General features: G+C 35.1%; 12 protein-coding genes and 2 pseudogenes. All 14 read left to right on the top strand.

What is annotated here, in order from left to right; translation table 11 throughout:
* A pseudogene (locus Q338_RS09245) lies at nucleotides 1–309 on the top strand (hypothetical protein); the annotation flags it as partial.
* Between the two features lie 32 nt (nucleotides 310–341).
* The gene (fghA, locus tag Q338_RS09240) at nucleotides 342–1,184 is read left to right on the top strand and encodes an S-formylglutathione hydrolase (protein ID WP_034294559.1); all 843 of its coding nucleotides are present in this window, start codon (nucleotides 342–344) and stop codon (nucleotides 1,182–1,184) included.
* A gap of 153 nt (nucleotides 1,185–1,337) precedes the next feature.
* Complete coding sequence (locus tag Q338_RS09235; RefSeq protein WP_034294569.1) at nucleotides 1,338–4,346, top strand: type I restriction endonuclease subunit R; 3,009 nt, start codon at nucleotides 1,338–1,340, stop codon at nucleotides 4,344–4,346.
* Nucleotides 4,346–5,548, top strand: a complete 1,203-nt coding sequence (locus Q338_RS09230; protein ID WP_211249446.1) for a restriction endonuclease subunit S — start codon at nucleotides 4,346–4,348, stop codon at nucleotides 5,546–5,548. Before Q338_RS09235 ends, Q338_RS09230 begins: the two co-directional genes overlap by 1 nt.
* Before the next feature lie 52 nt (nucleotides 5,549–5,600).
* The gene (locus Q338_RS09225; RefSeq protein ID WP_034294557.1) at nucleotides 5,601–7,232 is read left to right on the top strand and encodes an HsdM family class I SAM-dependent methyltransferase; all 1,632 of its coding nucleotides are present in this window, start codon (nucleotides 5,601–5,603) and stop codon (nucleotides 7,230–7,232) included.
* Between the two features lie 243 nt (nucleotides 7,233–7,475).
* The gene (locus tag Q338_RS15360) at nucleotides 7,476–8,036 is read left to right on the top strand and encodes an alcohol dehydrogenase catalytic domain-containing protein (protein WP_281268602.1); all 561 of its coding nucleotides are present in this window, start codon (nucleotides 7,476–7,478) and stop codon (nucleotides 8,034–8,036) included.
* Complete coding sequence (locus tag Q338_RS15355) at nucleotides 8,009–8,392, top strand: zinc-binding dehydrogenase (RefSeq protein WP_280517543.1); 384 nt, start codon at nucleotides 8,009–8,011, stop codon at nucleotides 8,390–8,392. Before Q338_RS15360 ends, Q338_RS15355 begins: the two co-directional genes overlap by 28 nt.
* Nucleotides 8,393–8,534: 142 nt before the next feature.
* The gene (locus Q338_RS09215; protein ID WP_034294555.1) at nucleotides 8,535–10,232 is read left to right on the top strand and encodes an ATP-dependent nuclease; all 1,698 of its coding nucleotides are present in this window, start codon (nucleotides 8,535–8,537) and stop codon (nucleotides 10,230–10,232) included.
* Nucleotides 10,225–11,598, top strand: a complete 1,374-nt coding sequence (locus Q338_RS09210) for a UvrD-helicase domain-containing protein (RefSeq protein WP_034294553.1) — start codon at nucleotides 10,225–10,227, stop codon at nucleotides 11,596–11,598. Before Q338_RS09215 ends, Q338_RS09210 begins: the two co-directional genes overlap by 8 nt.
* A 115-nt stretch (nucleotides 11,599–11,713) precedes the next feature.
* Nucleotides 11,714–12,565, top strand: coding sequence for an MBL fold metallo-hydrolase (locus tag Q338_RS09205; RefSeq protein ID WP_211249445.1), 852 nt, complete (start codon nucleotides 11,714–11,716; stop codon nucleotides 12,563–12,565).
* 12 nt (nucleotides 12,566–12,577) lie between these two features.
* The gene (locus Q338_RS14110; protein ID WP_084693580.1) at nucleotides 12,578–12,814 is read left to right on the top strand and encodes an MBL fold metallo-hydrolase; all 237 of its coding nucleotides are present in this window, start codon (nucleotides 12,578–12,580) and stop codon (nucleotides 12,812–12,814) included.
* A gap of 81 nt (nucleotides 12,815–12,895) precedes the next feature.
* A complete protein-coding gene (locus tag Q338_RS09200; protein ID WP_051968581.1) occupies nucleotides 12,896–13,384 on the top strand; it encodes a hypothetical protein in 489 nt (162 codons plus the stop codon).
* Between the two features lie 70 nt (nucleotides 13,385–13,454).
* A complete protein-coding gene (locus Q338_RS09195) occupies nucleotides 13,455–14,114 on the top strand; it encodes an NAD(P)H-dependent oxidoreductase (protein WP_034294564.1) in 660 nt (219 codons plus the stop codon).
* A 108-nt stretch (nucleotides 14,115–14,222) separates the two neighbouring features.
* Nucleotides 14,223–14,512, top strand: a pseudogene (locus Q338_RS09190) (hypothetical protein); the annotation flags it as partial.

The following is a 14,512-nucleotide window of genomic DNA, read 5'->3' as shown; positions in this document are numbered from 1 at the left end:
TGGCAAATTGAAATGCTGTTTAGCTGCCTGAAAAAACGCGGTTTTGACTTGGAAGCCACGCACATGACTGACCCTGTTAAAATGGAAAAGTTGTTTGCGATTCTGGCAGTTACATTGGCTTGGGCTTATGTTATCGGGCGTTGGCAACATGCACTGAATCCGATTAAACCCAAGTCGCATGAACGGCTCTCACAAAGCATCTTTCGCGTTGGTTTGGAGCAGCTTGCCAAAGCCGCCATGTTGATGATGGCAACTTTGGACTATTTTTCAAACCCAAAACAGGTCGTCCGATTTTTTGTCGTGTACTGAAAGGCAGCCTGAAACTCAAAAAAGGAAAACCAATGAAACAATTAACCACCCACCGCATTTTCAACGGCGAACAACAAATTTGGCAACATTTTTCAGGTAGCCTAAACTGTGAAATGAAATTCGCCATTTATCTACCAGACACCGCCAAAAACCAAAAATTGCCTGTACTCTACTGGCTATCAGGCTTAACCTGTACCGAGCAAAATTTCATCACAAAGTCAGGCTATCAACGCTATGCTGATGAGCATAATGTCATTGTTGTCGCCCCTGACACATCGCCACGAGGCGAAGGCGTGGCGGACGATTCCTCCTATGATTTGGGGCAGGGGGCAGGATTTTATATCAATGCAACACAAGGCGAGTGGATAAAACATTATCAAATGTATGATTATATTGCCCAAGAATTGCCTGCCTTAATCAACGCACATTTTCCCACCAGTGGCAAACAATCCATTTTTGGGCATTCAATGGGCGGACACGGTGCTTTGACCATTGCCTTTAAAAATTTGGAGAATTATCAAAGCGTTTCGGCATTTTCGCCCATTGTTGCACCTATGCAAGTGGCTTGGGGACAAAAGGCATTTACCGCTTATTTGGGCGATGATAAACAGGCGTGGGCGGATTATGACAGCGTGGCGTTATTAGAAAAACATCATATTGAAATTAAACAAAAAAATCTGCCCATTTTGATTGAGCAGGGCGATAAAGATGAGTTTTTGCACACGCAATTAAAGCCAGAAATTTTTTGTCAAATGGCGGATAAATTGGGCGTGAATTATCAGTTTGAATTGCAGGCAGGATTTGACCATTCTTATTATTTTATTGCCAGTTTTATTGGTAAGCATATTGTCTTTCATGCGAAGTATCTAAAATAGCTTTGAAATCATAAGGTTGGTAAGCACTATTTTTAATAAAAATGGTGCTTTTTACCAAGGGTGCGAGTTGCTCAAAAATAGATTTTTAGGCAGAAAAATGCTAGAATAAACAATCATCAAAAACACCCAAAAAACCAAGCAATGAGCCACCAAATGTCCCAAAAATTTAACGAAAATACCAGAGTCAAAATTCCAGCCATTTTGCATCTAATGCGACTTGGCTATCAGTATTTGTCATTAAAAAATGCCGTTTGGGACAATAAGAGTAATATTTTTACTGATATTTTTAAAGAATCCATTCGTAAAATTAACCCAACGCTCAATTTGCAAGATGGCGATATTCACAGAGTATTGGCAGATATTCATTTGGAGCTTGATTATGATGATTTGGGCAAGGTATTTTATGAACGCTTGATTGACCAATCGTCTAATATTGACCGTCCAAAACTCATAGATTTTGATAATTTTGATAACAATCAATTTCATATCATTACCGAATTACCTTATCAAAATGGCGATGATGAATTTCGTCCTGATATTACCTTGCTTATCAATGGAATGCCCCTTGTTTTTGTTGAAGTCAAAAAACCCAATAATAAAGATGGCATATTAGCAGAACAAAAAAGAATGAATGAGCGTATTAAAAACAAACGCTTTAAATCATTTATTAACATTACCCAGTTGATGTTATTTTCTAATAATATGACCGATGGTCAATTAACAGGGGCGGTGTATGCCACACCAAATAGCCAAATTACTTTTAATTTTTTTAAAGAAGACAAAAAGTTTGCCCAAAATACCGCACAAATTTTGGTGCAGTTAAATGACAATGACAAAATAAAAATCCTCAAAGATTTAAATGAACACGCTTTATTGCACAGTCCAGAGTTTATTGCCAATCAATCGCCAGATACCCCAACCAATACATTATGCACACAATTATTAAGCCGTGAAAGATTGGCGTTTATGTTGCGTTACGCCATTACTTATGTTCAGTCTGCTGATAATGCTACTGCTTATCAAAAACATATTATGCGTTATCCGCAAATCTTTGCTTCTTTTGCCATTAAACATACCTTAGAACAAGGTAAAAAAAGCGGTATTATTTGGCACACACAAGGTAGTGGTAAAACCGCATTGGCTTATTACAATGTCCGCCATTTAACCGATTATTATTCCAAGCAGCGTATTATTCCTAAGTTTTATTTTATTGTGGATAGATTGGATTTATTAGAACAAGCCAAAAAAGAATTTACCGCTCGTGGGTTACTTGTGCATACAGTAGATTCAAAAGAGGAATTTACTCATTCTATTAAATCCGATATTAGCCATAATCATCAAGGCAAAAGCGAAATTACCGTAGTTAATATCCAAAAATTTGCTGACGATGCCAAAGCCACTCATCAAAATGATTATAATCTAAATATACAACGCATTTATTTTTTGGACGAAGTGCATAGAAGTTATAATCCAACAGGGTCTTTTTTGGCGAATTTGACGACTTCTGATAAAAATGCCATTAAAATCGGCTTAACAGGTACGCCCTTACTTGGCAATACCCCATCAAAACAACTGTTTGGCGACTATATTCATAAATATTATTATAATGATTCTATTGCTGATGGTTATACATTAAGATTGATTCGTGAAAATATTGAAAGTCAATTTGCCGAGACAATGCAAGAGGCTTTAAAAGAATGGCAGATAGAACAAGGCAGTATTGACAAAAAACAAGTCTATGCACATCAGCGATTTGTAGAGCCAATGCTGGATTATATTATCACAGATTTTATCAAATTTCGTAAACTCAATAATGATAATACGCTTGGGGCAATGGTTATTTGTGATAGCAGTGAACAAGCCAAAACGATGTTTGAATTATTTAATCAAAAATATGCCAATCATCATACATCGGCATTGATTTTGCACGACATCGCCGATAAAGCCACTCGCAAAGATTGGGTAGAGGAATATAAAGCAGGCAAAATAGATATTTTGTTTGTTTATAATATGCTTTTGACAGGGTTTGATGCACCACGCCTAAAAAAACTCTATCTTGGGCGGATTATTAAAGACCATAATTTATTACAAGCCATTACAAGGGTAAATCGTACTTATAAGGATTATCAATTTGGCTATATTGTGGATTTTGCCGATATTAGCAAGGAATTTGACAAAACCAACAAAGCCTATTTTGATGAATTACAAAGTGAATTGGGCGATGAATTGATTCATTATTCACAAATGTTTAAAAATGATGATGAAATCAAAAATGACATTGCCTTTATCAAAAATACATTGGCAGATTATGATACTCAAAATGCCGAAAATTTCAGCCAGCAAATCAATCAAATTGACAATAAAGAGACCCTAAACGAACTCAAAAAAGCCCTTGCTTTATCACGAGAATTATATAACATCATTCGTTTTCAAGGCAATTATGCGTTTTTAAATTTATTGGATTTTGATAAATTTAATGAATTATATAAAGAAACTGCCAACCGTATTGATTTATTAAACCTAAAAGAAAAATTAGAACAAGGCGATAATACCAATTTATTAAATTTGGCATTAGAAGATATATATTTTAATTTTGTGAAAGTGGGCGAAAATGAACTGCGTCTTGCCGAAGATTTAAAAGATTGTTTTGTGCGGACACAAGGGGTCTTTAATGATAATTTTGACCAAGAAGACCCAAAATTTATCGCCTTAAAACAAGAATTGGAACGCATTTTTGCCAAGAAAAACCTATCCGAAGTTGGGCAAGAACAGATGAGCGAAAACATTTCATTGCTTGATGATTTATACAAACAAATGAAAGAATTAAATCGTCAAAATAACTTAATCCGTACCAAATACAATGGCGATAAAAAATATGTGCGGATAGAAAAACGCCTAAGCGAACAAAATATATTGCCAACGCTAAATACCGATAAACTCACCCTGCGTGAAGTACTATTAAATACCAAAAATGGGCTTGACGAAAAAGTATTAAATTTGGAGCAAATGCTGGATAATGAGGCTTATTTTACCAAACAATCAGGGGCGATTTTGATTGGGGAATTTAAAGAAAAATCACTTGCAATCAATGCCAATATAATCAAACAAATCAATGGGCTATTGGTCAAAGAATATATGGCGAATAGATTGGAGGAATTGTAATGGTGGATATGGCAATGAAAACGATGAGATTGGGTGATATTGTTGATTTTAAAAACGGGAAAGTTTTCCCTGATAACAATGGCGATATTCCTATTTTTGGTGGTAATGGGGTTTTGGGTTATTCCAATCAATATAATTATAAAAGGTGTTTAATTATTGGTCGTGTAGGTGCTTATTGTGGAAGTGTTCATTATTTTAATGAGCAATGTTGGGTTTCTGATAATGCAATTGTTGGTATAGTTAATAATGTAAAGGCAGATGATTATTACATTTATTATTTATTAAAATTATTAAACTTGAATAAAAAAAGTATTGGTTCAAGTCAACCACTATTAACACAAGGTATATTAGATAATATTCAGATAAAAATTCACAAAGACCTAAAAATCCAACAATCTATCGCCAAAATTCTATCCCAATTAGACCAAAAAATCGCCCTAAATAATCAAATCAATGCCCAATTAGAACAGATGGCAAAAACGATTTATGATTATTGGTTTGTGCAGTTTGATTTCCCTGATGAAAATGGCAAACCCTATAAATCGTCTGGCGGAGAGATGGTTTATGATGAAGTATTAAAAAGGGAAATTCCTGTGGGTTGGAGTGCAAAAGAGCTAGCACATTTGGGGGAAATTGTGGGTGGTAGTACGCCAAATACTGCTAATTCTGAAAATTTCTGTGAAAATGGTATTGCTTGGATAACACCAAATGATTTATCAAATAATCAAGGAAATAAATTTATTGCTAATGGCGAAAAAAATATATCTCAAGAAGGAATTAAAGATGCAAACTTAAAAGTTTATCCAAAGAGTACAGTTTTAATGAGTTCTAGAGCTCCTATTGGATATATGGCTATTTCCTTAAATGAAGTTACAACAAATCAAGGTTTTAAGTCATTTATTCCAAATAAAGGATATTCTCAATATTTTATTTTTTATACAATTAAAAATATGATGAATAAAATTATTAAATCATCATCTGGTTCAACATTTAAGGAAATTTCAGCAAGTGTTTTAAAACAATTGAATTTTTGTTCGCCAAATAAAAATATTCTTGATAATTTTGATGAGAAAATAAAATCTATTTTTTCTCATCAAGAAAACCTAGAAAAACAAAACCAACAACTCACGCAATTACGAGATTTTTTATTACCAATGCTGATGAATGGGCAGGTTGGCGTGAGTGATGAATTAAATCAATGACATTAACAGTCAATAAGCTATATATCTGAACCGAAAATCATAGAGAAGCAAAATGACCGACTTAAAATTAAAAACCCATCAAATGATTGATAGCCTAAAAACCATTTGTGCTAATTTTGGATTGGGCAATGATGGTAATGAATTTAAAATCATTACCCAAGTATTTTTGTACAAATATTTAAATGATAAGTTTGCTTATGATGTTAAAGCCATTGATAAAACATTGGCAAACTATGGTAACGACTGGCAGGCTTATTATACCCAAATGAGCGATGATGAACAGGAGCTGTTGTATCTACAATTACCCAATACAGCAATTTTAAAGCCGCACCATCTCATTTCTTATTTATCCGTTCGCCAAAATGAAGCGGGTTTTGCCAATTTATTTGATGATACGCTATTTGATATTGCGACTAAGAATGCCGAATTATACGCTGTAAAAACCGATGGCGGTGCAAAAGTGGTGTTATTTGAACGCCTAAGTCAATATATTTCCGACCCAAGCAAGCGAGATGAATTTTGTCGTGCCATCATCAATAAAATTAGTGGATTTAGTTTTGAGCATATTTTTAATCAAAAATATGATTTTTATGCCGATATTTTTGAATATCTTATCAAAGATTATAACAGCAATTCAGGTGGTAAATATGCCGAATATTATACGCCAAATGCAGTGGCAAGAATTATGGCACAAATCCTTGTACCAGACGACCAAAGAGGGCAATTAAAAAGCCAAAGTGTTTATGACCCGTCCGCAGGTTCGGGCTCACTATTGATGAGTGTGGCTCATATTATTGGCGAGGATAAATGTGCGATTTATACCCAAGACATTTCCCAAAAATCATCTAATTTATTGCGTTTGAATTTGATTTTAAATAATCTGCCTCATTCTATTGGCAATGTCATTCAAGGCAATACTTTATTAAACCCACAACATAAAGAAAAGGGTCAGCTTAAAAAGTTTGATTTTATTGTGTCTAATCCGCCCTTTAAATTGGATTTTAGTGATTTTAGAGAGCAACTAGACAGCAAAGAAAATCAAGAACGGTTTTTTGCAGGGATTCCCAATATTCCAAAAACCAAAAAAGAAAGTATGGCGATTTATCAGTTATTTATTCAGCATATTATCGCCAGCCTCAAAGACACAGGAAAAGCAGCGATTGTATTGCCAACTGGCTTTATTACCGCCCAAAGTGGCATTGATAAAAAAATCCGTGAATATTTGGTCAATAATAAAATGCTGGCTGGTGTGGTATCTATGCCATCTAATATTTTTGCGACCACTGGAACAAATGTCTCTATTTTGTTTTTGGATAAAAGCAATCGTGATAAAGTCATTTTGATTGATGCGTCCAATTTAGGCGAAAAAATCAAAGACGGCAAAAACCAAAAAACTGTACTAAGCATTGTAGAAGAAAATAAAATCTGTGAAACTTTTGCGAATAAAAAAGCAATAGAAGATTTTAGCGTGGTGGTGAGCTATGATGAAATTATCAATAAAAATTACAGCCTAAGTGCAGGGCAATATTTTGATGTTAAAATAGATTATATAGATATTAGCGAAAGTGAATTTAATACCAAAATGCAAGGTTTTGAACAGACACTAAGCGATTTATTTGAACAAAGTAAAACATTAGAAAAAGAGATTCAGAATTCTTTGAAAACTTTGGTTTTTAAATCCTAATAGATACAGAAAAAACACTGTTTTTATCATAAAAGCGGTGTTTTTTCTTTTAAAAATGATTTTTCAGGTAGCCTTACCCCCAATTATCATTTTAACTGATACCGATTTATCAAAAATCTTGATAAACAAAATACCCCTTGTAGTGCCCCTCTTGCTCAACACCGTTTTGAACGCCAAGAACTCCGTGAAGACGATGTTTTGATTGATATTTTGTACTGTGGCGTCTGCCATTCAGACTTGCATATGGCTCGCAATGATTGGGGCTGGACACAACACTATCCGCTGGTGCCAGGACATGAAATCATCGGTCGCATTGCCAAAGTCGGCGACAAGGCAGACAAATTCAAAGTTGGCGATTTGGTCGGTGTCGGCTGTATGGTGGATTCTTGCCGTGAATGCAGTCCTTGCCAACACGGCTTGGAGCAGTACTGCGAAGTGGGCAACATCGGCACTTATGGCGGTATTGACCGCTTTGACGGCACACCAACACAAGGTGGTTACAGCACAGGCGTGGTGGTGAGCGAAGATTTTGTCTTAAAAGTCTCTGAAAAATTGGACACCAAAGCGGTTGCCCCTCTTTTGTGTGCAGGCATTACCACCTATTCACCCCTTAGACATTGGAATGTCAAAGCTGGCTCAAAAGTCGCTGTTGTCGGGCTTGGCGGACTGGGGCATATGGCGGTTAAACTTGCCAAAGCAATGGGAGCGGAAGTAACCTTGTTCACCCGTTCAATGGGCAAAGCCAATGACGCCTACCGTTTGGGGCAAGCCGTGTGGTGCTTTCTATCGATGAAAACCAGATGAAAGAGGTCGCCAATACCTTTGATTTGATTATTGATACCGTGCCATACACCCACGATTTAAAACCCTATATGCCAACTTTGGCACTGGATGGCACGCTGGTGCTAGTAGGACTGGTGGGCGAACTTAAAGAAACCATCAACACCGTACCGATGATTGTCGGTCGCCGCAGTATTTCTGCCTCTGTGATTGGTGGCATTAAAGAGACCCAAGAAATGCTAGACTTTTGTGCCGAACACAACATCGTGCCAGATGTGGAAATGATTGATATGCAAACCATCAATGATGCGTATGAAAGAATGCTTAAATCCGATGTGAAATATCGCTTTGTGATTGATATGGGGAGTTTGAAAGCATAATTTTTTTGAGTTAGAAAAACACCGTTTTCAGGGTTGGGGACGGTGTTTTTTGTTTTTCAGGCTGCCTGAAAAGATGAAATTTCTAGATGAAAATGGTACAATGTACTGAATATTAATATTTTTATTATTGGGGAAACTGCAAATGAAACTTCGTAAACTCAAAATTGTTAATTTTAGAAATTTTGATAATTGTGAAATTGAATTGTCAAATAAAAATTTAATTTTTGGTATGAATGATGTAGGTAAAAGCAATTTAATCTATGCCTTACGCTTATTATTTGATGGTAAGGCACGAAATAACCAAATCTATGATACTGATTTTCATACTTGCAATAAATCAAATCCTATTGAAATATCCTGCTATTTAGATATTTCGGAAGACAATGATTATAATAACATTATTATTGCAAAGGCTGATAATGCAATTACAGATAATACGGAACTTTTTACAATAAAACTTACGATTGAATTTTCAAACAATCAATTTATCAGTAATTTATCTTGGGGTTCTGAAAATGAAGAGTTAATAGAAATCCCTATGCGTGGATTAAATCGCACAATACTAGATGATATTTTCTATTGTGTATTTATTCCTTCTCAAAATGATATTTCATCAAAATTTAAAGAGTTTAAAAAAGAGTTATTAAATAATTACCAAAAAAATGATGACGATATTAACATCGAAAGTGAAATACAGGAATTAAATCAATTATTTAATCAGAAAATATCAATTTTATCTACAATAAAAACTATGGAGAGCAGTTTAAATGAGCAACTTGATTTATTTGATAAAAACTATAAAATAAAAATAAGCCCTAGTCATACCTTTGGAGACTTACATAATAATTTAGATATTTTTATGTTTGACAATCGAGAAGATGATATAGAACCAACATTTTATCCAACATCGGGAGATGGTAGGATTAGAAAGGTAATGTATGCCCTGATTAGCTATTTACTTAATAATGGTGTAAATGCTAATGGAAAAATACCTATTTTACTAATAGAAGAGCCTGAAAATCATCTTTTCCTGTCATCTCAAATTGAGTTGTCAAAAACCATTTTTAATGAAGAGTTTAGCCCTTATTTATTTTTGGTTACACATTCCCCACAATTATTTTTTAAAATTAGCAATGAAGCAAATCTGATTCGTTTGTTTAAGCAAAATCAAAAGATAGAAATTAGTTCAGAAATTGCCAATATAGGAGATAAATATAATGACCTTAAAAATATTTTAATAGAAAATTTGGCTCAATGTCTATTTGTTAATAGGGTTTTATTGGTTGAAGGCCCATCAGAAAAATTACTTTTTGAGTGGGTCTTAGATAAATTAGGATATGATAGAACAGATATTACGATACAGAGTATTTCAGGGATTTATTTTGATAAATATGTCCAAATATTAAAAGGTTTGGGCATAAAGATTATTATTAAAACAGATAATGATATTGCAAAAGTACCACGAAATGATGAATTGAATGCTTTGGGGTTTAATCGTTGTGTTGATATATTTAACATACTGAATAATGCAGATGAGAGTAACAAAAAACAACGATTGGGTTATTCAACTCTCGATATTGATAATTTTAGAAATCTAATCAATAGTAATTATACTGGAGATATTCAAGACTTTGCACAATCTGGAATACATCTTTCAAAAATAGATTTAGAAAATGATTTAGCAGAATGTCTTGATAAGGATAGAGATTTTGTAGATTCTTTACAAAAATCCAAATGGATAAATATGTGGGAATTTATTAAAAATGCTACAGAAGATGATGCTGGAAAAATTTTTAATCACGAAAACTTTAAATGCTTACAGGACTTAGTCAATGAATAATTTTGTGCCAACAGATGAACAAAAAGCCATTATTGAGCCAGAGCAATTTTCATCAGCAATGATTATTGCTAATGCAGGTTCAGGTAAAACCAGTACATTAGTTAGACGAGCAATCAATCAAGCCAAACAAATTCCAAGTTGGCAAAATATTGCCATTATCAGTTTTACCAATAAAAGTGCTGATGATATTTTGAAAAAAGTCAAACAATTAAATGGAAGTCAAATTATTGCAATGACATTCCATTTATTTTTATTGCATTATGTTTTGGCTTTTGATAAAAGCTTTAGAAATAAAAATATTGGTTTTAGCTTTAAAAACGATAATAAATCTGAAAGTGTAGAAGATTGGTTGGACAAAGTTGATTCCAATCGGATTATGACTGGAAGTATAAATCAAAAAGAAGATTATCTATTTAAGTATTCTATTTCTTTACTAAGAAATAATTTTTATATTAGAAAGTATTTAAAAACCAAATTTCAAGCAATTTATATTGATGAGGCACAAGATAATAATTACTTACAATATGAAATTGTAGAATTATTTTTATCTTTTGGCATTCAAATTGTTTTGGTTGGAGACCCAAAACAAACCATCTATCAATTCAGGGGAGCAGACTCACAAAAATTCATAGGTATGAAAAATAACCAATATTTTCAAAATAATATTTATGAGTTAAGTCAAAATTTTCGTTGTCATCCTTTAATTGATGATTGTGCAAAAAATCATATTATCCCACAAGGTAATAATTGTGTAAGATATGAAGATACAGCGTATGGAGTTTTTGTTAATTTTACTTTTGATAAAGTTATAGAGACTTTTAATAAAGAAAAATTTTCCAATGAAGGATTATGTTTTTTATTTTGGAGTACGAATAAAAATAAATGTCTTATTGAAGATTTTGATTTAGTTGTGGTAAAAATTCCAGATTTTATTGAAAATCAAGAAAACCCTGAATATAAAAATCATTTGGATTTGTTATTTAAATTATATTTTTCAAAATCAGTAGAAGAAGTTTATTTTAGAGAGAATTTTTTAGCACATATGCCCACAAAATCAGCTAATAAACTGATGAGAGATTTTAAAAACAATCTTTGTATTGAAACACTAAAAAATTTAAATGATGAAATAGAAATTTTAATACCAGAACACTATCAAGAAATTATTAATTGCATTCAACTTGAAAGCACAAAGCAATTTTATCAATTAGATAAAACACAGAATATTGCAATGACCATACACTCTGCAAAAGGTTTGGAGTTTAGAAATGTTGTTTTACAAAAAAGTGATTTTGAAAGAATAAACGGAAATTCAGAAATGTTTTATGTAGCGTGTACTAGGGCTGAAAAACGCTTGTTTTTTGTATAGACTAAACCATAATCCCACCTTATACCGTCCCATAAAAAACCTCAATTTTTCAAAATAACCCAAAACCATTAGCCCCCTAATGGTTTAATTTATTTAATCCACAACGAAACCTTTATTGAAAAAACTCCTTAAATTCACCCTAGCCACTTTGGGCATACTCGCCCTTATCGTGGCGATTTTGGGAGTGATGCTCTACCGCAATTTGGGTGCATTGCCCGATGAAAGCCGTTTTACCCATTTGCCGTATTATAAAAACGGGCAATTTACCAATCTTTATACCGATGATTTGCCCTATTATCCCGACAAAGTGACTGGCAAAGGCGGTTTTATTCGCCATGACGGTTACACGCCAAACGGTCGTTTACCGATGATTTTATTGGATAAAACCAGTTTCAGGCAGCCTGAAAACTTCGCCTATTATTGGCTGGGACACGCCAGCAGCATTTTGGAATTGGACGGAAAGCGCTTTTTAACCGACCCTGTGTTTGATAACGCCAACCCCCTTAATTTGCCCCTGATTGCCCCACGTTTTCAAGAAGCCCCAATTAGCCGTGAAAATCTGCCCGATATTGATGTGGTGCTGATTTCCCACGACCACTACGACCATTTGGAAGCCACCACCATTCGCCATTTGGCGGACAAGGCAAAACGCTTTATCGCACCGCTTGGCGTGGGGGCGCGATTACAGTCATGGGGCGTTTCGCCTGACAAAATCACCGAGCTTGGTTGGGGCGATTCCACAATGGTTGGCAACATCAAATTGACCGCCGAACCCACCCAGCACTATTCATCTCGCTGGACAAATGACCGCAATAAAACCTTGTGGGCATCGTTTGTGCTGGAAGGGAGCAAACGGCTGTATTGGAGTGGCGACACAGGTTATGCCCCGCATTTTAGCGACATCGGCAAAAAATATGGTGGATTTGACATCGCTTTTATGGAAATTGATGCCGCCAATCAAGGCTGACCCAAAACGCATATGTTTGCCCACCAATCGGTTCAGGCTGCTTTGGATTTGAACGCCAAAAAAATCGTGCCAATGCACTGGGGCGTGTTCAGTCTGGGGCGAAATCAATGGTATCAATCCATTGATAATGCGGTAAAAAGTGCCAAAGAACCGGGTTTGTCCATTGATGTCCCCAAAATGGGCGAGAAATATGCGGACGGTTTTGTGAACGATAATTGGTGGGAAGCGAAAAATTTAAGGCGCGAGTGATGGTACAATTTGAATGTTTATGTATTTTCAGGTAGCCTGAAAACTTCGCCCAATTTTTCAAAATCATTTCAGGAAATTTTGATGGAAATTAACCATAAAATTGAACTCAATATGTTTGAATTTCTAACAAATGGGAAATTTGATTGTATTGAACTGGGACAAAGCCAAGAATGGATTTTAAATCATTTTCCCGAACCCGATAATCATGACCGACGCTATCTAATCGGTTCAAATATTTGGTTGTATGGAAAAATAGAATTTCATTTTTCTGACAATCGCTTATACCAAATTTTTTCTGACCATTTACAATCCGATTATATGGGGAGAAAATTTCATGCGGGCGAACATTTTATGGTTAAAACATGGATTTTCAAACAACCCAAAAAATTGACTTTGGATTATGTGATGCGAAAATTTGTGAAATTAAATATTGATTTTGAAAAACAAACCAATCCTTATTCCATTGATTTAATTTTGAAAAGTGGCGTTAAATTGATTTTCCAAAACCCAAATGGACACACAAACAGAAACCCCAATCGCTATTTGATGACCGCTTTTGTATTTAATTAAAAAACATTTTTCAGGCAGCCTGAAAACCCCATTTTCCCCAAACTTTAATTTATTTTTTCGGAGTAAACCCATGAACTTTTTCAATAAAGACGATGTATTAAACGCCTTCCACTACCGCGCGTCCACACGCTCGTATGACGGCGACAAAAAAATCCCAGCCGAAGATTTCCAATACATTTTGGAATTGGGACGCTTGTCGCCCAGCTCGGTGGGCAGCGAACCTTGGCGATTTTTGGTGTTGCAAAATGCCGATTTGCGCGAAAAATTAAAGCCTTACTGCTGGGGCATTCCCACTATGGAAACCGCCAGCCACATTGTCGCCATTCTCGCCAAGAAAAATGCCCGCTACGACAGCGCGTATTTTGACACGGTCATCGCCAGACGTGGTTTGACGGGCGAAGCGAAAGAAAAAGCCCTTGCCGTGTACCAAAAATTCCAAGAACAAGACATCGCCATTTTGGACAGCGAACGCAGCCTGTTTGACTGGGCGAGCAAACAAACCTACATCGCTTTGGCAAACATGATGACGGGCGCGGCATTGATTGGCGTGGATTCTTGCCCGATTGAAGGCTTTGATTACAAAGAAGTTAATCGCATTTTGGTGGAAGCGGATTTGTTTGACCCAGCCGAATGGGGCGTTTCGGTGATGTGTACGTTTGGCTATCGCAATAAAGACATTCGCCCGAAATCGCGTCAGGATTTGGCGGATATTGTGCAATTTGTGGAATAATTTTTTATTGGAAAAACATCGTTTTAATGAAAATTGAAACGGTGTTTTTCTTTTTGATTTTTAATAAAACCATTTTTCAGGCAGCCTGAAAATTGAAAGGAATAAAAAATGATTGATTTTATTGAAGAACTCAAGAAAGTTCGTGCTTATAATACCTTTATCCCCTTCTACCCTGAACGGATTAAGGGCTACACGGACGCGGAAATCGCACAAATTGAACGCGATTGCAATATCCATATTCATGGGCAGTTTCGGCAATTGTTGCGCCAAATCGGGCGGTGTTCTGGTGGATTAATTTGGGGATGGGATATTTGTATGTATAACTATACTTGGAGATACGAACAATTTACTAGATACCAAAATAGTGTACTAATTGACTTTTATAATGATGATGAAAC

This window comes from Alysiella crassa DSM 2578 (genome assembly GCF_000745955.1).
Classification (GTDB): Bacteria; Pseudomonadota; Gammaproteobacteria; order Burkholderiales; family Neisseriaceae; genus Simonsiella; species Simonsiella crassa.
This window is presented reverse-complemented; position numbering and strand designations above follow the sequence as displayed.

Bases quoted from the DNA above. Each gene is read 5' to 3' on its own strand.
- fghA (WP_034294559.1), top strand. From the start codon at position 342: ATGAAACAATTAACCACCCACCGCATTTTCAACGGCGAACAACAAATT.
- Q338_RS09235 (WP_034294569.1), top strand. From the start codon at position 1,338: ATGTCCCAAAAATTTAACGAAAATACCAGAGTCAAAATTCCAGCCATT.
- Q338_RS09230 (WP_211249446.1), top strand. From the start codon at position 4,346: ATGGTGGATATGGCAATGAAAACGATGAGATTGGGTGATATTGTTGAT.
- Q338_RS09225 (WP_034294557.1), top strand. From the start codon at position 5,601: ATGACCGACTTAAAATTAAAAACCCATCAAATGATTGATAGCCTAAAA.
- Q338_RS15360 (WP_281268602.1), top strand. From the start codon at position 7,476: ATGGCTCGCAATGATTGGGGCTGGACACAACACTATCCGCTGGTGCCA.
- Q338_RS09215 (WP_034294555.1), top strand. From the start codon at position 8,535: ATGAAACTTCGTAAACTCAAAATTGTTAATTTTAGAAATTTTGATAAT.
- Q338_RS09210 (WP_034294553.1), top strand. From the start codon at position 10,225: ATGAATAATTTTGTGCCAACAGATGAACAAAAAGCCATTATTGAGCCA.
- Q338_RS14110 (WP_084693580.1), top strand. From the start codon at position 12,578: ATGTTTGCCCACCAATCGGTTCAGGCTGCTTTGGATTTGAACGCCAAA.
- Q338_RS09200 (WP_051968581.1), top strand. From the start codon at position 12,896: ATGGAAATTAACCATAAAATTGAACTCAATATGTTTGAATTTCTAACA.
- Q338_RS09195 (WP_034294564.1), top strand. From the start codon at position 13,455: ATGAACTTTTTCAATAAAGACGATGTATTAAACGCCTTCCACTACCGC.